Origin of the sequence: Citrobacter sp. Cs237 (assembly GCF_030332325.1) — a bacterium.
Lineage (GTDB): Bacteria > Pseudomonadota > Gammaproteobacteria > Enterobacterales > Enterobacteriaceae > Citrobacter_A > Citrobacter_A sedlakii.
Map to the genome: position 1 here is coordinate 579,834 of NZ_JAOWIB010000108.1, position 18,005 is coordinate 597,838.

Sequence of the window (18,005 nt, forward strand, 5' to 3'; positions counted from 1 at the left end):
AATAAAAAACCACGGGGTTAAGCAAGATAACCCCGTGGTCAAAACATACTGTCAGCAATCTTAGTGGGCGCTGGAGGTCACCTGCCGACCCGCTGCGCGATCCCAGATAATTGCCAGGACCACTATCACGACGGTGGGCATTAACCACGCCAGTCCCTGTTCCGCCAGCGGTAAACGCTGGGACCAGGCCGGTAACACGTCGCCGATTGCCGATGCTTTAATCCCGTCAAGGATACCAAAAAGCAGGCTGATAAACATCGCCGGTGCGATAACGCGGGACGAATTATGCCACCATGAGCGGGTAAAACTTAATACAACCAGTGCGATACACGGTGGATAGATCGCCGTCAGCACCGGAATGGAGATCTGAATCAGGTGGCTCAGCCCCAGGTTGGAGACCACCATCGAGAAGCCGCCGAGGATAAACACCAGCGTGCGATACGAAAGCGGGACGTACTGCGCGAAGAACTCCGCGCAGGCGCAGGTCAGGCCAACCGCGGTGACCAGACAGGCGATGAAGATGAGGGCCGCCAGCAGCAAGCTCCCCGCGCCGCCGAAGGTATGCTGAACGTATGCATGCAGGATCGCCGCGCCGTTAACGGACTGATCGACCAGCGTCGCGCTGTCTGACCCCAGACGGAACAGCGCCAGATACAACAGCGTCAGACCAATGCCCGCCATCAGGCCAGCCCAAACGGTATAGCGGGTCAGCAGACGCGCTTCGGTCACGCCGCGCGAGCGCGCCGCGTTCACAATCACGATACCAAATACCATCGCGCCCAGCGTATCCATGGTCAGATAGCCGTTCACAAAACCGTTAGAGAACGCCGCGTTTTCATAAGCGTCCATGGCAGTGCTGATAGGGCCAGCCGGCCAGATGATTGCCGCAACGGACAGGACGATCAGCGCGATAATTTTCAGCGGCGCCAGGAAATTCCCTACCGTATCCAGCAGTTTGCCAGGATAGAGCGACACCAGAATAACGAGGGCGAAATAGACCACGCTATAGATAAACAGCGGCATCGCCGAATCGCCGGTCAGCGGCGCGATGCCCACTTCAAACGACACGGTCGCGGTGCGCGGGGTCGCAAACAGTGGTCCAACCGCCAGGTAACAGACGGTTGCCAGCAGGACGCCCGCCACTTTACCGATTGGGGTGCTCAGGCTGTCCACGCCGCCACCCACTTTCGCCAGCGCGATCACGGTCAACACCGGCAGACCCACGGCAGTAATCAGAAAGCCGAAAGCCGCAGTCCAGACGTGCTCGCCCGCCTGCAGACCAACCATTGGTGGAAAGATAATGTTTCCTGCGCCGACGAACAGCGCAAAAGTCATAAAGCCAAGGGCGATAATATCGCGCGATTTTAACTGATGGGTCATAAAGCTTACGGCCTGTGGATGTGGTGTTGATTAAATTAAAATTTTTTACCTTTCCCTACGGGAAGATACAGCGGATTTTTTAAGCAATTCCAGCGGGATATGCTCCTGGGCTGGCGCGGCGAAGAATAGTTTTTCGAATTACCGCCTGAATGCAGTCAGACCGCCAGCATCTGGGGCGCAATTTAAACGCTTATAACGTTTTAAAGCAAGGAGGGATCTAAAAACCGGAACATTATCGCGATATCGAATTCAGAGTTAGCATAAAACACCATTCTTAAGAAAAAGTCATGGCTTATCATGCGAACAAAAAACGACCAGACGTTGCGAAATTTAGTGGACTGTTCTTAACCGCAAACAAAATAAGCCAGCATTCGCTGGCTTATGGAAAGATAGCCTTACGATCGGGCATTAAGCCGATTTTTTGGCAATTAAACGTTCCGGCAGCACAAAACTAAAGCGCGTGCCTTTGCCCAGTTCACTGTCAATCGATAAGCGACTTTCATGATGATTCACCGCATGTTTAACGATGGCCAGCCCGAGCCCACTGCCGCCGGTTTGCCGCGAACGGGCCTTGTCGACGCGGTAAAAACGCTCGGTCAGACGCGGCAAGTGTTCCGGCGCGATCCCCGGACCATTATCCTCCACGCTGAACGCCGCACCGTGCGGCACAGCGTGCCAACGCACAGTGATGTGGGTTCCTTCCGGCGTATGGTTTACCGCGTTATACACCAGGTTAGAAATCGCGCTACGCAACTGTTCTTCATTCCCCAGCACCTTAAGCTGATTATCGACCTCAAAGCTGAAGGTGTGCTTATTCTGGCTCAGCGTTTGCGCTTCGCGTTCCACCATGCGCAGCATCATCGGCACATCGACCTGCTCATTGAGCAACAGCGTCGGCGAGGCTTCAATCTTCGACAGCGTCAGCAATTGTTTCACCAGTCCTTCCATCCGGAAAGTCTGTTCGCGCATCGTCAGCAACGCTTTCTCGCGCGTGGCCCCTTCCAGCGGCTGTTCGTGCATCATTTCCAGATACCCCTGCAGCACAGTGAGCGGCGTGCGTAGCTCGTGGCTGACGTTGGCAAAGAAGTTGCGTCGCGCCCCTTCAAGCTGATGCATCTGGGTCACGTCCCGGGCGACCATCAGCAACTGCTTGTCGGTATAAGGCATCACGCGAATCTCCAGATGCCGTCCGGTATTGAGCACCAGATTCAGCGGCCGGGTGAAATCACGCGTTTTAAGATAGTGAGTGAACTCAGGATAACGCAGCAAGTTAAGGATATTCTGCCCGTTATCGTCGGGCCAGCGTAGCCCCAGCACCTGTTGCGCCAGGCCATTACACCAAAAAATCCCGCCCTCTTCGGTGGTTAATACCACCGCATCCGGTAGCGACTCCGCCCCGCTGCGAAAGCGTTTGATCAGGTTTCCCAGTTCACGCCGACGTTTTTTGTTACGCAGCTGCATCTGATGCAGCCCGTACAGCAGCGGCTCCCAGCTTCCGCTGCCCGGCGGCGGCGTCATGCTGCGGTCAACCCACAGCCACCATGACAGGCGTAACAAATTCCAGAAATGCCAGATGAGCAGTCCCGTTACCGACGCCAACAAAAACCACGGCAGGTAACCAAAAATAGCGCTGAGGATAAAGGCCGGGATACAGCAAAGTATCAGTTCCAGCACCAGCCTTTTCCATGACAGTCTTTCCAGCACGCGTCATACTCCGTTCTGAGCCAGGCCTGCGCCTGGCGCTTGTTTTACCCTTCAGAAGCGGGTTGAAAAACGATACCCTGTCCCACGTACCGTCTGAACCATCCGGTCATGACCGCTGGTTTCCAGCGCCTTGCGCAGACGTCGAATATGCACATCGACCGTGCGATCCTCAACGTAAACGTTAGTGCCCCAGACGTGGTTCAACAACTGTTCACGGCTGTAAACGCGTTCCGGGTGAGTCATAAAGAAGTGCAGTAACTTGAATTCCGTCGGCCCCATATCGAGAGGGTTTTCGCCGGTCATGACGCGGTGGGAGGTCGGGTCCAGGCTCAGCCCCTGCATCTCGATCACCTCTTCCACTGCCATAGGCGAAATGCGGCGCATAACGGCTTTGATACGCGCCACCAGTTCTTTCGGGGAAAACGGCTTGGTTATGTAGTCGTCTGCGCCGGTTTCCAGGCCGCGCACGCGGTCTTCTTCTTCGCCTCTGGCGGTGAGCATCATCACCGGAATATCCCGGGTCATCGCTTCGCGTTTGAGGTGTTTAATAAACTGGAGACCAGAACCGCCAGGCAACATCCAGTCAAGGAGGATCAGATCCGGCCAGGGTTCGTTAAGTTGGTTCACCGCACTGTCATAATCTTCGGCTTCGACAGGCTGAAAGCCATTTTGCTCGAGCACGAAGCAGACCATTTCGCGAATTGGAGCTTCATCTTCTACGACCAGAATACGTCTCGCCATGATTTGCCCTGTTTTAGATAAATTGCTAGTCATCAATGCGGCGTCATTATGCGTCACTTTTATGACAGATTTATGAAAAAGATAGCGCAGGCTGATGACAGGTTGTTGATTTATTACAAGCCATACAGGAGATATTACCGTCCGTGAAAAGGTATAATCCCCGCCACGCTTTTTTGCCATGGAACCGTTATGCGCATCTTACACACCTCTGACTGGCATCTGGGACAGAACTTTTACAGCAAAAGCCGCGCCGCTGAGCACCAGGCCTTTCTCGACTGGCTGCTGGCAACGGCGGCCGAGCAGCAGGTGGATGCCATTATTGTCGCAGGTGACATTTTTGATACCGGCTCGCCGCCGAGCTACGCCCGCGAACTGTACAACCGTTTTGTCGTCAATTTACAGCAAACTGGCTGTCATCTGGTGGTGCTGGCGGGCAACCATGACTCCGTCGCCACGCTCAACGAGTCCCGCGAAATTCTCGCCTTTCTGAATACCACCGTTGTCGCCAGCGCCGGACACGGTCCACAGCTTCTGCATCGCCGCGACGGAACGCCCGGCGCGGTACTGTGCCCAATTCCCTTTTTACGCCCGCGCGACATCGTTACCAGTCAGGCCGGATTGAGTGGTCTGGAAAAACAGCAGCACCTGCTGAGCGCCATCACCGACTACTATCAGCAACAGTATCAGGCCGCCTGCGCCCTGCGCGGCGAACACACGCTGCCGATTATCGCCACCGGTCACCTGACTACCGTCGGCGCGAGTAAAAGTGACGCGGTGCGTGACATTTATATTGGCACCCTTGATGCGTTTCCCGCGCAAAATTTCCCTCCCGCCGATTATATCGCGCTGGGTCATATCCACCGTGCGCAGCAGATTGGCGGCACCGGGCACATCCGTTACTGCGGCTCCCCCATCGCCCTGAGCTTTGACGAGTGCGGTAAACATAAATGCGTCCATCTGGTGAGCTTTGAAAACGGCAAACTGGCGAGCGTCGACAACCTCACTGTGCCGGTCACACAGCCGCTGGCGGTACTGAAAGGCGATTTCGCCGCTATCACTGAGCAGCTTGAACAGTGGCGTGACGCGCCGCAAACGCCGCCGGTCTGGCTGGATATTGAGATCACCACCGACGAATACCTGCATGATATGCAGCGCAAGATTCAGGCGCTGACCGAAACGTTGCCCGTGGAAGTGCTGCTGGTGCGTCGCAGTCGCGAACAGCGCGAACGTATGCTAAGCAACGAACGACGGGAGACGCTGAGCGAGCTGAGCGTTGACGAGGTGTTTACCCGCCGTCTGGCCCTGGAGGCACTCGACGATCCTCAGCGCCAGCGTCTGATCTCGCTGTTTCACACCACCTTACAGACGCTGTCCGGGGAGGATGACGCATGAAGATTCTCAGTCTGCGCCTGAAAAATCTCAACTCGCTGAAAGGGGAATGGAAGGTAGATTTTACTGCTGAACCCTTCGCCAGTAACGGTCTGTTCGCCATCACCGGCCCCACGGGCGCCGGAAAAACGACGCTGCTGGACGCCGTCTGTCTGGCGCTCTACCACGAGACGCCGCGGCTGAATACTGTTTCACAGTCGCAAAACGATCTGATGACCCGCGACACCGCTGAATGTCTGGCGGAAGTGGAATTTGAGGTAAAAGGCGAAGCCTACCGCGCATTCTGGAGCCAGAACCGCGCCCGCAACCAGCCTGACGGCAATTTACAAGCGCCGCGCGTGGAGCTGGCGCGCTGCGCCGACGGGAAAATTCTTGCCGATAAGGTGAAAGATAAGCTTGAGATGACCGCCGACCTGACCGGTCTGGACTACGGACGCTTTACCCGCTCAATGCTGCTCTCTCAGGGACAATTCGCCGCCTTCCTCAATGCTAAACCGAAGGAGCGCGCAGAACTGCTGGAGGAGCTGACCGGGACGGAAATCTACGGGCAAATTTCGGCGAAGGTGTTTGATCAACACAAAACCGCGCGGGCCGATCTGGAGAAACTTCAGGCGCAGGCCAGCGGCGTCGCGCTGTTAGCGCCTGAGGCGCGACAGGCGCTGAATGAACGTTTGCAGGCGCTCACTGACGAAGAACAACAGCTTGCCGCGCGGCAGTCAACCCTGCAACAGCACCTGAACTGGCTGACGCGGCAGCACGAACTGCACGCGGAAACACAGCGTCGGCAGCAGGCGCTGGAAACAGCGCAAGCGGCATTACAGCAGGCCCAGCCGCAGCTTGCGCCGCTGAACCTGGCGCAGCCGGCCAGAGCGTTACGCCCACACTGGGAACGTATTCAGGAACAATCCGCTATCCTTTCCCGCACCCGCCAGCAGATTCAAGAAGTAAATGCTCGCTTACAAAGTACGCTTACGCTGCGCAGCCGTATTCGCCGCTATGCGCAACAGCAGTCCGCGACGCTGGTAAACGCTCAGCAAACGCTGACGGCTTGGCTTAGCGAACACGATCGCTTCCGCATGTGGAGCAACGAACTGGGCGGCTGGCGGGCGCTGTTTGCCCAGCAGGCCAGCGACGCCGTCCAGCGGGAGAAATGGCGGCAACAGCTGGCGTCAGATACCCGCAAGCGGGAAGCATTGCCGACGCTGACCCTCGCCCTCACGCCAGATGAGGTTACCGCAGCGCTGGCCCAGCATGCGCGACAGCGCCCGACTCGCCAGCGCCTGCTGGCGCTGCATGGTCAGCTCGCCCCCAACATTAAGCGTCTGGAGCAGCTTAAAACGCTGATTGCGCAGAATACGCGCACGCTGGCGGAGCAAACCGCGCAACTGGACGCCAGGCGCCAGCAGTATAAAGAGAAAAACCAGCATTACCTCGACGTCAAAACCCTCTGTGAACAGGAAGCGCGAATTAAAGATCTCGAAAGCCAGCGCGCGCTGTTGCAGTCCGGACAGCCCTGTCCGCTTTGCGGCTCGACCACGCATCCGGCGGTAGCGGCCTATCAGGCACTCGAACTCAGCGTCAATCAGGCGCGACGTGACGCGCTGGAAAAAGAGGTCAACGCGCTGGCGGAACAAGGCGCCACGCTGCGCGGGCAGTGCGACGCCCTGAAGCAACAGGTGCAGCGCGACGAGAACGAAGCGCAGGCGCTGGCGAAAGATGAGCAAGCGCTCACTGTTGAATGGCAGGCATTAATTCGCGATCTCAACATCACGCTGCAGCCACAGGATGATATTCAACCCTGGCTAACGGCGCAGGACGATCATGAAAAACAGCTTTACCAGCTCAGCCAACGCCATGATCTGGACGCGCAACTCGTCGCGCATCAACAGCAGATCACGCAGTTTAGTCAGCAGATTAACCAGCGTCAGGCGACGCTGACCGCGCAACTCAGTCGCTACGCACTCTCCCTGCCGGAAGAGGGGCACGAAGAGGCGTGGCTACACGCACGCGCCGCGGAGGCGCAGACGTGGCAACAAAAGCAGACCGAGCTTAACGAACTGCAGGCGCGTATCGCGCAGTTGACCCCACTACTCGAGACCCTGCCCCCAGCCGAGGCGGATTCAGAAGATCCTGCGCCGGTTTCGCTGGACCACTGGCGTCAGGTGCACGACGACTGTCTGTCGCTGCAAAGCCAGTTGCAAACATTAGAGCAACAGGCGGTGAACGAGAATCAGCGCGCCAGCGAAGCCCAAACGCAGTTTACGGCGGCGCTGGAAAGCAGCATGTTTGCCGACCAGGCGGCGTTTCTCGCCGCGTTGCTGGATGAGGAGACCCTTGCGCGCCTTGAGCAACTCAGGCAGTCGCTGGAAAACCAGTTGCAGCAGGCCCGCACGTTAGCGGCACAGTCCACGCAGGCACTGGCGACGCATCAGCAACAGCCGCCTGCCGGTCTGGATCCCACCTTATCGATTGCGCAGATCCAGGCGGATGCCGCGCAGCTCAACGGCCAGCTACGCGAAAACGCCACCCGGCAGGGAGAGATTCGCCAGCAGCTGAAGCAGGACGCCGACAATCGACAACAACAGCAAAGCCTGATGCAGGCGATCGCCAGCGCCAGCCAGCAGGTTGAGGACTGGGGCTATCTGAACGCGCTTATTGGCTCAAAAGAGGGTGATAAGTTCCGTAAATTCGCTCAGGGCCTGACGCTGGATAATCTGGTCTGGCTGGCGAATAACCAGCTCACGCGTTTGCATGGTCGCTATTTGCTTTCGCGAAAAGCCAGCGACGCTCTGGAGCTGGAGGTGGTGGATACCTGGCAGGCGGACGCCGTGCGGGATACCCGCACCCTTTCCGGCGGCGAGAGTTTCCTCGTCAGCCTCGCGCTGGCACTGGCGCTTTCGGATCTAGTGAGCCACAAAACGCGTATTGATTCGCTGTTTCTCGATGAAGGTTTCGGCACCCTTGATAGCGAAACGCTGGACACCGCGCTGGATGCGCTGGATGCGCTGAACGCCAGCGGCAAGACCATCGGCGTGATTAGCCATGTGGAGGCGATGAAAGAGCGGATCCCGGTGCAAATTAAGGTGAAGAAAATCAACGGGCTCGGTTATAGCAAACTTGACCCCCTGTTTGCGGTGAGGAAGTGAATGGCATGCCGGGTGGCGTTTCGCTTATCCGGCCTGCTCAACAGTCACGCCGCCATCCGGCAAAGACCGATGCGTTAGCACGATCGTCAATACTCAGAGACGAATAAGGAATGGCATTCCGCCCGACTTAACCGCAAGCTATGACGCGATTGGCTGCGGCAATGCGCAGCCGCTGCGCTTAACCCGCGCACAATAATGGCAGGTGGTATGAACAAGGTTATTTTTTCTTTAGCGCTCGGGACGTTTGGGCTGGGCATGGCCGAATTCGGCATCATGGGGGTATTAACGGAATTAGCCCGCGACGTTGGCATTTCGATTCCCGCCGCCGGACATATGATCTCGTACTACGCGTTTGGCGTGGTGCTGGGCGCCCCCATTATCGCCCTTTTTTCCAGTCGCTTTTCGCTCAAGCATATTCTGCTGTTTCTGGTGACCCTGTGCGTCATCGGCAACGCGATATTTACCCTCTCCTCTTCTTACGCCATGCTGGCGGTCGGCAGGCTGGTCTCCGGCTTTCCGCACGGCGCTTTCTTTGGCGTGGGCGCGATAATTCTGTCTAAACTCGTCCGGCCGGGAAAAGTCACCGCCGCCGTGGCGGGGATGGTGGCCGGAATGACCGTCGCAAATCTGGTTGGCATCCCGCTCGGGACGTTTCTCAGCCATGAATTCAGCTGGCGCTATACCTTTTTGCTGATCGCCGTGTTTAACGTTGCGGTGATGGTCTCGATCGGTTTCTGGGTGCCTGATCTGCATGATGAAGCGAAAGGAAAGCTGCGTGAACAGTTTCATTTCCTGAAAAGCCCCGCGCCATGGCTGATATTTTCCGCCACCCTGTTCGGCAATGCCGGGGTTTTCGCCTGGTTCAGCTATATCAAACCGTACATGATTTACGTTTCCGGCTTCAGCGAGACGGTCATGACTTTCATCATGATGCTGGTCGGGCTGGGGATGGTACTGGGCAACCTGCTTAGCGGACGGTTATCGGGTCGCTTTTCTCCGCTTCGGATCGCGGCGACAACCGACTTTGTCATCGTCCTGTGTCTGCTGCTGCTCTTTTACGTGGGCGGGATAAAAGTCGCGTCGCTGACGTTTGCGTTTATCTGCTGCGCCGGACTGTTTGCCCTTTCCGCGCCGCTGCAGATCCTGCTGCTGGAAAATGCCAAAGGCGGCGAACTGCTGGGCGCGGCAGGGGGGCAAATCGCCTTTAATCTCGGGAGCGCTATTGGCGCATACTGCGGCGGAATGATGCTGACGCTGGGTTTTGCCTATCACTATGTGGCGCTGCCCGCCGCCCTGCTGTCGTTTACAGCAATGGCGTCATTGTTGACGTATGGACGCGTTAAGCGCCGACAGCACCCGGTGTTACCGGTGGCCGGAGGGCGCTGACGCGCGTCCGGCCTACACGTCCTGCCCGCAGGAATATTACCCTTGCGGCCACAGCCACGCGGCGCCGCGCACGCCGCTGGAGTCGCCGTGTAGCGCTTTACGGATTGGCGTTTCACACTCACCGCCAAAGACAAACTGTTTGATAAGCGTCGGAACGGTTTTATACAAACGATCGACATTGCTCATCCCGCCGCCCAGCACGATCGCATCCGGATCGAGTATGTTCACTACATGGGCAAGCGATTTCGCCAGCCGCAGCTCATAGCGGCTTAACGCCAGCTCGGCCACCGGATCCTGCGCCGCCACACGCTGCATGATGTCGCTACCCTGCAGCGGATGCCCGCTCAGGCGGTGGTAATCGGTCGCGAAGCCGGTGCCGGAGATAAACGTTTCAATACACCCCTGTTTGCCACAATAGCAGGGCACCTCCTCGCGATAGCGAAGCTCATCTTCATCCATCCACGGCAATGGATTATGCCCCCACTCGCCCGCCGTACCGTTCCCTCCGATGTTCGCCCGTCCGTTCAGCGCAACGCCTGCGCCGCAGCCGGTACCAATAATCACCGCAAACACCGTTTGCGCTCCGGCAGCCGCGCCGTCGACCGCTTCAGAAACCGCCAGACAGTTTGCGTCATTCGCCAGGCGCACCTCACGCTGCAAACGCGCGCACAGATCGTGGTCGAATGGCTGTCCGTTAAGCCAGGTCGAATTGGCGTTTTTCACCACCCCGGTGTAGGGCGACAGGGAACCGGGAATGCCTATTCCGACCGTTCCCGTCTGCCCGGTAGCGCGTTCGGCCATGGCGACCAACGTCGCAATAGTCTCAATAGTTTGCTGATAATCCTCACGCGGCGTCGGCAGTCGATGGCGGAACAATTGCTCCCCCGCCTCGCCGAGCGCAATCACTTCCGTTTTGGTACCGCCAAGGTCAATACCTATACGCACAGGCCACTCCTTATTTTTTTCGGCAATATCAATAGCGTAGAGTCGGGCTTTCGCTTAAGCAATGCAAGGCCGCCGACAATTCGCTACTATACGCGCTGGATTTAACGACAAGGCCGTGGAAATTATCATGCTGTGGTTCAAAAATTTAATGGTTTACCGTCTTAGCCGCGATATTTCGTTGCGCGCTGAAGAGATGGAAAAACAGCTAGCCTCAATGACGTTTACCCCTTGCGGTAGCCAGGATATGGCCAAAATGGGCTGGGTGCCGCCAATGGGATCGCACAGCGATGCACTGACGCATGCCCACAACGGCCAGATCCTGATTTGCGCGCGTAAAGAAGAGAAGATCCTGCCTTCGCCGGTCATCAAACAGGCGCTGGAAGCGAAGATCGCCAAACTGGAAGCCGAGCAAGCGCGTAAGCTGAAAAAAACGGAAAAAGATTCGCTGAAGGATGAAGTGCTGCATTCTCTGTTGCCGCGCGCCTTCAGTCGCTTCAGCCAGACAATGATGTGGATCGACACGGTTAACGGGCTGATCATGGTGGACTGCGCCAGCGCCAAAAAAGCGGAAGATACGCTGGCGCTGCTGCGTAAATGCCTCGGTTCGCTGCCGGTGGTTCCGCTGGCGCTGGAAAATCCGATCGAATTGACGCTCACTGAATGGGTGCGTTCCGGCACCGTGGCTCAGGGCTTCCAGTTGCTGGACGAAGCCGAACTGAAAGCGATGCTGGAAAATGGCGGCGTGATCCGGGCGAAAAAACAGGATCTGGTGAGCGACGAAATCGCGGTGCACATTGAAGCCGGTAAAGTGGTAACTAAGCTGGCCCTCGACTGGCAGCAGCGCATTCAGTTTATGGTTTGCGATGACGGTTCGATTAAGCGTCTGAAATTCAGCGACGAACTGCGCGATCAAAACGAAGATATCGATCGGGAAGATTTCGCCCAGCGTTTCGACGCTGACTTTATCCTGATGACCGGAGAGCTGGCGGCGTTGATCCAGAATCTGGTGGAAGGCCTGGGTGGAGAAGCCCAGCGCTAAAGCGCGGTTGCTGCGCAAGGAAAGGCCGGACAAGACGCTTTTGTGTCGCTATCCGGCCTTTCTCGTTTACAGATAGCGGCAAAGGTAGGAGGTCGGCTCCGCCACCTGCAAATGGAACTCACTGTGGCCAGGGACGTTAAATACCTCGCCGGCGGCATACACTTTCCATTCGGTTGCGCCCGGCAACAGGACATTCAACGCGCCGCTCACTACCGTCATTTCTTCCGGCTCTGCGGTACCAAACGTGTATTCCCCTTCCAGCATCACGCCAACGCTGGCGCGGCCAGTGCTGCTGCTGGTAAAGCCGATCGATTTCACTTTGCCGGAAAAGTATTCGTTACTTTGAAGCATAAACTGACCCTGTCTGGTGATTAAATTCACTCCCAATATAGGGTCCTGACCTTTCGCCTGTCACGCAAAATTAAACCAGCAATTCAGAAGCCAGCCGTGCAATCAATACATTAGAGAGCAAGACCGGCACATCCAACGACTTTTGCAGCACATCGCGGTGACGCTGATGAAATCCCAGGCAGTCCAGCATAATCACATCCGCGCCCTGCTCAAGCAGCGCTTTGCCGGCGTCGATCAACTGCTGGACGCTGCCATGCACCGGATTCGCCAGTGAATAAACCGGCGGCGACGCCAGCACCTGCCACTTTTCCGCCTGGGCAGACATAAGCTCCTCGACCGGCACGATAACGCCCACCTGATGTCCGTCAACGATAGAGGCCACCAGCGGCGGGATAATACGTCGCGGCTCCAGCAGAATACTGTTACGGGCGGTCATACTTCTGATGCTCGCGGTGCTCATCAAAAGAATAATGTCGTAACCCTGGTTATCCAGCACCTCAATAACGCTTTGCAGGTCGCGTTCGACTTTTTGTTTAGAGACATGGGCCGGTTGATTATCGCTAAGCAGGGTTAAGAGCGGTGCTTCTCCTGCGTCAATTTTATAATCCGTGAGCACATCTTCACGGTTCATTTTTCCAAGCAGGCTGTGATGGGTAATGTGCTGTTCGTCGATGTACTCCGTCAGGAGCGGCAGGATTTCGCTCGTGGGTACAACGCCGATAGTGAGAATTGCCAACGACGCGCTCATTTTTGCCACCTTTTTATATTTCGTCGTTTATTTGCGAACAAATGCTCTACGCCACTGCCGACATTTGCCTGATGCAAATTCAAATGCAAAAAAGCGTAGCAGGAGATGGGCAAAGTATTATGTAAAGATTCCAGATGATTCCAGTAAAATATTGTTATCGTTTAATGTTCGTTTTTTGAAACAAAATGTCATCTGCGAAATATGTGATGCAGCTTCGGTTTAGGGATAACTCAGAATCCATTCCGAGTCGCTTGTGGCGTCAGCTTTTTTCAGGATCTTCGTAACGCTTTTTCGCATCCATCGCTTCTTGCGCCGTCGGATGCTCGCTGATTAACGAGTCGGGTTTCGGGTGATCGGCACGCAACTGATACCAGGTCACGGTCTGACCCGGTGCGCCTTTCTCAATGGTGACAATATACGCTTCCCGTGGATAAGGAGGTCTGGTCGGCATGGCTCTTCCTTTTTGTCAGAATGAACCTTAAGTATAGACGCCGCCTTGTTTACGCTGCGTAACCTGCGCCAGCGCGCCCCGAATTTCAGAAATCACCTGGTCGGGCGCGTTTGACGCATCAATGATGAAATGGGCCGCCTGGCGATATAATATGTCGCGCTGGGCAAGCACCTCTCGCACCTCTTCACTGAGCGGTTTGCCGGTTAGCGCCGGGCGCAGTTCTTCTTCAGGCGACGCTTCCAGGCGTCCCACCAGCGTGGACACCGGCGCGCTTAAATAAACGACAATGCCGTTTTCGCGCATGAAGTGACGATTGTATTCCGTCAGAATAATGCCGCCGCCCGTAGCCACGACCGTCGCAGGGGCAGTGACCGCTTCCAGCGCGGCGGTTTCCCGGGCGCGAAACCCAGGCCAGCCTTCCCGTTCAACGATCTCCGCCACTGTCATTTGCATCTGCGACTGTAGCCATTGGTCGGTATCGACAAAGCGGCAGTTAATTGCCGACGCCAGCGCCATGCCAACCGTTGTCTTTCCACATCCACGCGGACCCACAAGATAAAGCGGTTGCGTCATACCGGGAATTCCCCAAAAAGCCGCGACGTTGCGGAATAAAATGTCGTGAAAGTAATAATCATACCACCCAATGCGTAGACAGCCCAAAGTGTAAACATTAATTTCCACCTCGAACTAAAAATAACAATATATCCCTACTATAACAAGAAACAGTGCTGAGAAAACTGTAAAAAATAAATTACATCATCCTTTTCAGCGCTGAGCTTCCCGCCACCACTTCTCCAGCTCAGCCGCGAAGTGCTGGCGGTCACGCGGCGAGAGGCTGTCCGGCCCGCCGGTCTGGATGCCGCTGGCGCGGAGGGTATCCATAAAGTCGCGCATGGTCAGACGCTCGCGGATCGTCGACTCGGTGTAACGCTCCCCGCGCGGGTTGAGCGCTGCGGCGCCTTTCGCCAGCACTTCCGATGCCAGCGGAATATCCGCGGTGATCACCAGATCGCCTGCTGCGCACTGGCGCACGATTTCGTTATCCGCCACATCAAAACCGGCGGGCACGCGCAGCGTGCGGATAAACGGCGATGGTGGAACGCGCAGAGTCTGGTTCGCCACCAGGATCAACGTCTGTTGCATTCGCCCGGCGGCGCGAAAAAGGATCTCTTTAATTACGTTCGGACACGCATCCGCATCAACCCAAATCGTCATACTGTTTCCCGTTAAGAGGCAATTTTCTATTGTCGCGTGCTTTTGCCCTGCGGCAAAGTGCTGTTTGCCCTTCATGGCTCTTTCATAACGCGTTAAGCTAGGCTTTATCAGTCAAAACAACAATTATCACGCATAGGGAGTGACGAGATGGATAAGAAAATCGGTTTTATCGGCTGCGGTAATATGGGTAAAGCGATCCTCGGCGGCCTGATTGCCAGCGGTCAGGTGCTCCCCGGCCAGATTTGGGTTTACACGCCTTCCCCTGAAAAAGTCGCCGCGCTGCGCGACCAGTACGGCATTAACGCTGCGCAATCCGCCCAGGAAGTGGCGCAGATCGCTGATATTGTTTTTGGCGCCGTGAAGCCCGGCATCATGATCAAAGTGCTGAGCGATATCACCTCCAGCCTGAATAAAGAATCGCTGGTGGTGTCGATTGCCGCGGGCGTTACGCTGGACCAGTTGGCTCGCGCGCTGGGACATGACCGTAAAATTGTTCGTGCGATGCCAAACACGCCGTCGCTGGTCAATGCCGGGATGACCTCCATTACGCCAAATGCGCTGGTGACGCCTGAAGATACTGCTGACGTACTGAACATTTTCCGCTGCTTTGGCGAGGCGGAGGTCATTGCTGAGTCGATGATTCATCCGGTTGTCGGGGTCAGCGGCTCCGCGCCTGCCTATGTCTTTATGTTTATCGAAGCGATGGCCGATGCCGCCGTGCTGGGTGGAATGCCGCGCGCCCAGGCCTATAAATTTGCCGCCCAGGCGGTGATGGGTTCCGCAAAGATGGTACTGGAAACCGGTGAGCATCCGGGGGCGTTGAAAGATATGGTCTGCTCGCCGGGCGGTACCACCATCGAAGCGGTACGCGTCCTCGAAGAGCGCGGGTTCCGGGCTGCGGTGATCGAAGCGATGGCGAAGTGTATGGAAAAATCAGAGAAGCTCAGCAAGTCCTGAGCAGGCAACCGGACGTTACGCCGCCACTTCGGTGCGGTTACGTCCGGCGTGCTTTGCTTTATAGAGCGCCAGATCGGCGGACTTCAGCCATTCGCGATAATGGCTAAACTGCGGTGTCAGCGGAGCAACGCCAACGCTGATATGCACCATCACCTGCGGAGCGCAGGGCAGACGTAATGCGCGAAGTCCTTCGTGAACCCGCGACATCGCCGCAATGGCATTGCCGGCTGGCGTCCCATGCATAATGACCGCAAACTCATCGCCGCCAAAGCGGCCTATCAGGTCGCTGCTACGCAGGGTCATCCGTAGCTGTCGGGTCAGCGCCTGAATGGCCTCATCGCCGACGTCGTGTCCCCAGGTGTCATTAATTCCCTTGAAATGGTCGATATCAATGATCAGGAGCGTGCAGTCGCAATGCTGCCGGCGACAGCGTTCAAACTCCGCGCGCAGTAGCATCTCCCAGTGGCGCCGGTTAAAGACCCCTGTCATCCCGTCATGGGTGCTCATGATCTTTAGTCGTCGCTTATGCTCCGCCAGCGTTGTCGCGGTCTGGTAACTTACCCAGGCAAATAAAAGCGGATAGAGGATGATAATAGGCAGCGTTAGTCCCCCTTCAAGCGGCGTGCTGGAAAACGACACCACACCGCCGGTCAGTTGCAGTGTCAGCAAGGTGGCTAATGTCATCAGCACCGTTCCGGCGAAAAACAACCGCGAACCGCCCGCGCCCATCAGATTCATCCCCATCATCATCAATAGCGCGCAGGAAGGCAGCGCGTTAACGCCAGTCAGCCCAATCCACACGCCAGCGAAGATCGCATCTATTTTGAAATTGCTGAACTCGCGATGCAGCGGATCGCTTGCCCTGCTGGCAATCTGCCAGGCCAGATGCGGCCAGACGAACGCCCAGCCAACCAGCGCTAACCACCAGCCCCCTGCTACCGGCTGGCTGACCAGGGTTGCCGCAAGGGGGAAGAACATTCCGCCCAGCGCCACCGCGCGCGGCAGCCTGACGCGCCGGGCGAATCGCAGTCCGGAGCGCTGAAGATCGTGCTGCAAAGAGATGTAACCGCCCTCATCCGGCGCGATGTGATTTTTGTAAAAATTATCGTCATTCATTATTTTTTGGGAACATTTAGAAATAATTTCCCAAATTATAGAGACGAGCGTGGCGGGGAAAGTATGAGATTTCGGGTGAGCGATGTCATCGGCTCACCCGTTAGCACTACGCGCTTAGGCCGCTTTCTTCAGGCAGGCGCTCATAAACTTACTGCGATCGTCACCTTTCAGCGACTGCTGTGTCGCCTGAGAATTGCACTCACGCATTTTCTGCTGCTGCGGCGTCAGGCTTTTCTCATTAGGATCGGATTGACTGTTTTTAAGGCAATTACTCATGTACGTCTTGCGGGCATCCCCTTTTAGCGCCTGCGCTGTCGCCTGCTGATTACAAGTGGTCATACGCTGTTGTTGTGGGGTGAGTGTTTTCTCGGCAGCACCGACTGTCGTTAAAAAGACCAGACCAAATAATAGCGTTACCAGTAATGTTATTTTCATAGCACCATCCTTTTTTGAACCAGGACACAGTCGAGCGTTTCGCGAAATGCCTTGCCATGCCGGATGGCGACGATCCGCGAACCTGATTTCGTACTGATGTCATTAAGTCTGGTCGCTAACCTCAAAAAAGCCACCCGACAGCAGTTATTTCGTCATGACGCCATAGCGTCATGACGGGAATTTCAACGCGTCCGGCTGGAATGAACATCAGCGGTAACAACGCAAGGGTTTTACCGCTTCGCTTCATTTTATATTCTCCATGTAAAATACTCACTTACCCTAAATAACAGACCTTGCAGGAAAGCGACAAATGAATGAATCCCGCTGAGCGTAGAAAACACATTGAGTTATATGCGCCAACGCTACAACACACTTTTAACGGATGTCTTCAGGGTAAAATAATAAAAACAAAGCGACTATAACGTTATGTCGTGACAGGTTTATGACAACGTGTTCTGGCTTATAGCCAAAACACATTCGCGTTGCCGGACAGGACAAAAGCGCCCTAGTCAATTTCCGCCAACGCGTCTGTCACGAAGAATAACGTTAGTAACGAGGGTGTTTCAGGAGTTTTTGGACATACTGGCGCAGCAGTTCTTTATCGTCATCAGAAATGCTGGCATCCGGCTTTACCCCGTCAAGAGCCCCTTCCACCTGTTGAATCAGGATATCCTGCTCTTTTTTCGCCATATTACGCAGCATCGCCGTGACGATAATCTCTAACGCCTCTACCTGAGCAACCAGTTCCTTCGATTCTTCTTCTTTCTGGGCAAGCTTAAGCAACAACTCAGCAATGAGATTTTTCATGACTGTATTCCCTTAACTAAAGAAGCCTGACGTTATCATTGTGAACTCATGCTGCCTAGAGGTGAAGGGTATTATTTTTAAAAGAAAGAAATGACTTTGCGTAAATAATCACAAATTAACGATAGCGAAACGTTTCTCGCCAGCAGTGAGGAAGACTGAAATTAAAGAAAGCAAATAAATAATCACCTCCAGCCA

The 18,005-nt window shown here is 55.7% G+C and carries 17 protein-coding genes; 5 read left to right on the top strand and 12 right to left on the bottom strand.

The window, feature by feature from the left end; translation table 11 throughout:
- Nucleotides 1-60: 60 nt before the first annotated feature.
- The 3 genes from brnQ to phoB form a co-directional block, all read right to left on the bottom strand.
- The gene (gene brnQ, locus OGY07_RS19970) at nucleotides 61-1,380 is read right to left on the bottom strand and encodes a branched-chain amino acid transporter carrier protein BrnQ (RefSeq protein WP_286602695.1); all 1,320 of its coding nucleotides are present in this window, start codon (nucleotides 1,378-1,380) and stop codon (nucleotides 61-63) included.
- Nucleotides 1,381-1,788: 408 nt separating this feature from the next.
- Nucleotides 1,789-3,084 carry a phosphate regulon sensor histidine kinase PhoR gene (gene phoR / locus OGY07_RS19975; protein ID WP_060569073.1) on the bottom strand — a complete coding sequence of 432 codons (1,296 nt, stop codon included), beginning with the start codon at nucleotides 3,082-3,084 and terminating at the stop codon, nucleotides 1,789-1,791.
- Between the two features lie 51 nt (nucleotides 3,085-3,135).
- Nucleotides 3,136-3,825 (bottom strand): phosphate response regulator transcription factor PhoB, encoded by a 690-nt coding sequence (gene phoB / locus OGY07_RS19980; protein ID WP_042286011.1) that lies wholly within the window; start codon nucleotides 3,823-3,825, stop codon nucleotides 3,136-3,138.
- A gap of 189 nt (nucleotides 3,826-4,014) precedes the next feature.
- Between phoB and sbcD the strand changes: the two genes are divergently transcribed.
- From sbcD to araJ, 3 genes are all read left to right on the top strand, one after another.
- Entirely contained in the window at nucleotides 4,015-5,217 is a 1,203-nt protein-coding gene (gene sbcD / locus OGY07_RS19985; RefSeq protein ID WP_199956519.1) for an exonuclease subunit SbcD, read from the top strand.
- Complete coding sequence (gene sbcC, locus OGY07_RS19990) at nucleotides 5,214-8,360, top strand: exonuclease subunit SbcC (protein ID WP_286602698.1); 3,147 nt, start codon at nucleotides 5,214-5,216, stop codon at nucleotides 8,358-8,360. Before sbcD ends, sbcC begins: the two co-directional genes overlap by 4 nt.
- 207 nt (nucleotides 8,361-8,567) lie before the next feature.
- Nucleotides 8,568-9,746 (top strand): MFS transporter AraJ, encoded by a 1,179-nt coding sequence (araJ, locus tag OGY07_RS19995; RefSeq protein WP_060569076.1) that lies wholly within the window; start codon nucleotides 8,568-8,570, stop codon nucleotides 9,744-9,746.
- Between the two features lie 36 nt (nucleotides 9,747-9,782).
- On the opposite strand, the gene mak is transcribed toward araJ, so the two are convergent.
- Nucleotides 9,783-10,691 (bottom strand): fructokinase, encoded by a 909-nt coding sequence (gene mak, locus OGY07_RS20000; RefSeq protein ID WP_286602700.1) that lies wholly within the window; start codon nucleotides 10,689-10,691, stop codon nucleotides 9,783-9,785.
- Nucleotides 10,692-10,818: 127 nt separating this feature from the next.
- Here mak and rdgC point away from each other — a divergent pair, with 127 nt between their 5' ends.
- Entirely contained in the window at nucleotides 10,819-11,730 is a 912-nt protein-coding gene (gene rdgC, locus OGY07_RS20005; RefSeq protein WP_286602702.1) for a recombination-associated protein RdgC, read from the top strand.
- Between the two features lie 66 nt (nucleotides 11,731-11,796).
- Here rdgC and ppnP read toward each other — a convergent pair whose 3' ends face one another.
- The 5 genes from ppnP to OGY07_RS20030 form a co-directional block, all read right to left on the bottom strand.
- Nucleotides 11,797-12,081, bottom strand: a complete 285-nt coding sequence (gene ppnP / locus OGY07_RS20010) for a pyrimidine/purine nucleoside phosphorylase (RefSeq protein ID WP_042286027.1) — start codon at nucleotides 12,079-12,081, stop codon at nucleotides 11,797-11,799.
- Nucleotides 12,082-12,151: 70 nt separating this feature from the next.
- Complete coding sequence (locus tag OGY07_RS20015) at nucleotides 12,152-12,829, bottom strand: AroM family protein (protein ID WP_042286031.1); 678 nt, start codon at nucleotides 12,827-12,829, stop codon at nucleotides 12,152-12,154.
- Between the two features lie 259 nt (nucleotides 12,830-13,088).
- Nucleotides 13,089-13,280 (bottom strand): protein YaiA, encoded by a 192-nt coding sequence (yaiA, locus tag OGY07_RS20020; protein ID WP_042286035.1) that lies wholly within the window; start codon nucleotides 13,278-13,280, stop codon nucleotides 13,089-13,091.
- Between the two features lie 27 nt (nucleotides 13,281-13,307).
- The gene (gene aroL, locus OGY07_RS20025) at nucleotides 13,308-13,853 is read right to left on the bottom strand and encodes a shikimate kinase AroL (RefSeq protein WP_181821885.1); all 546 of its coding nucleotides are present in this window, start codon (nucleotides 13,851-13,853) and stop codon (nucleotides 13,308-13,310) included.
- Between the two features lie 192 nt (nucleotides 13,854-14,045).
- Nucleotides 14,046-14,495, bottom strand: coding sequence for a YaiI/YqxD family protein (locus OGY07_RS20030; protein WP_042286041.1), 450 nt, complete (start codon nucleotides 14,493-14,495; stop codon nucleotides 14,046-14,048).
- A 147-nt stretch (nucleotides 14,496-14,642) separates the two neighbouring features.
- Here OGY07_RS20030 and proC point away from each other — a divergent pair, with 147 nt between their 5' ends.
- Nucleotides 14,643-15,452 (top strand): pyrroline-5-carboxylate reductase, encoded by an 810-nt coding sequence (gene proC / locus OGY07_RS20035; RefSeq protein WP_042286044.1) that lies wholly within the window; start codon nucleotides 14,643-14,645, stop codon nucleotides 15,450-15,452.
- Between the two features lie 15 nt (nucleotides 15,453-15,467).
- Here the strand turns inward: proC and adrA are convergent, their stop codons facing one another.
- From adrA to iraP, 3 genes are all read right to left on the bottom strand, one after another.
- Nucleotides 15,468-16,568 carry a diguanylate cyclase AdrA gene (gene adrA / locus OGY07_RS20040; RefSeq protein ID WP_248316104.1) on the bottom strand — a complete coding sequence of 367 codons (1,101 nt, stop codon included), beginning with the start codon at nucleotides 16,566-16,568 and terminating at the stop codon, nucleotides 15,468-15,470.
- A 114-nt stretch (nucleotides 16,569-16,682) separates the two neighbouring features.
- Nucleotides 16,683-17,003, bottom strand: a complete 321-nt coding sequence (gene psiF / locus OGY07_RS20045; protein WP_060569081.1) for a phosphate starvation-inducible protein PsiF — start codon at nucleotides 17,001-17,003, stop codon at nucleotides 16,683-16,685.
- Between the two features lie 546 nt (nucleotides 17,004-17,549).
- Nucleotides 17,550-17,810 (bottom strand): anti-adapter protein IraP, encoded by a 261-nt coding sequence (iraP, locus tag OGY07_RS20050; protein WP_042286052.1) that lies wholly within the window; start codon nucleotides 17,808-17,810, stop codon nucleotides 17,550-17,552.
- Nucleotides 17,811-18,005 lie beyond the last annotated feature (195 nt).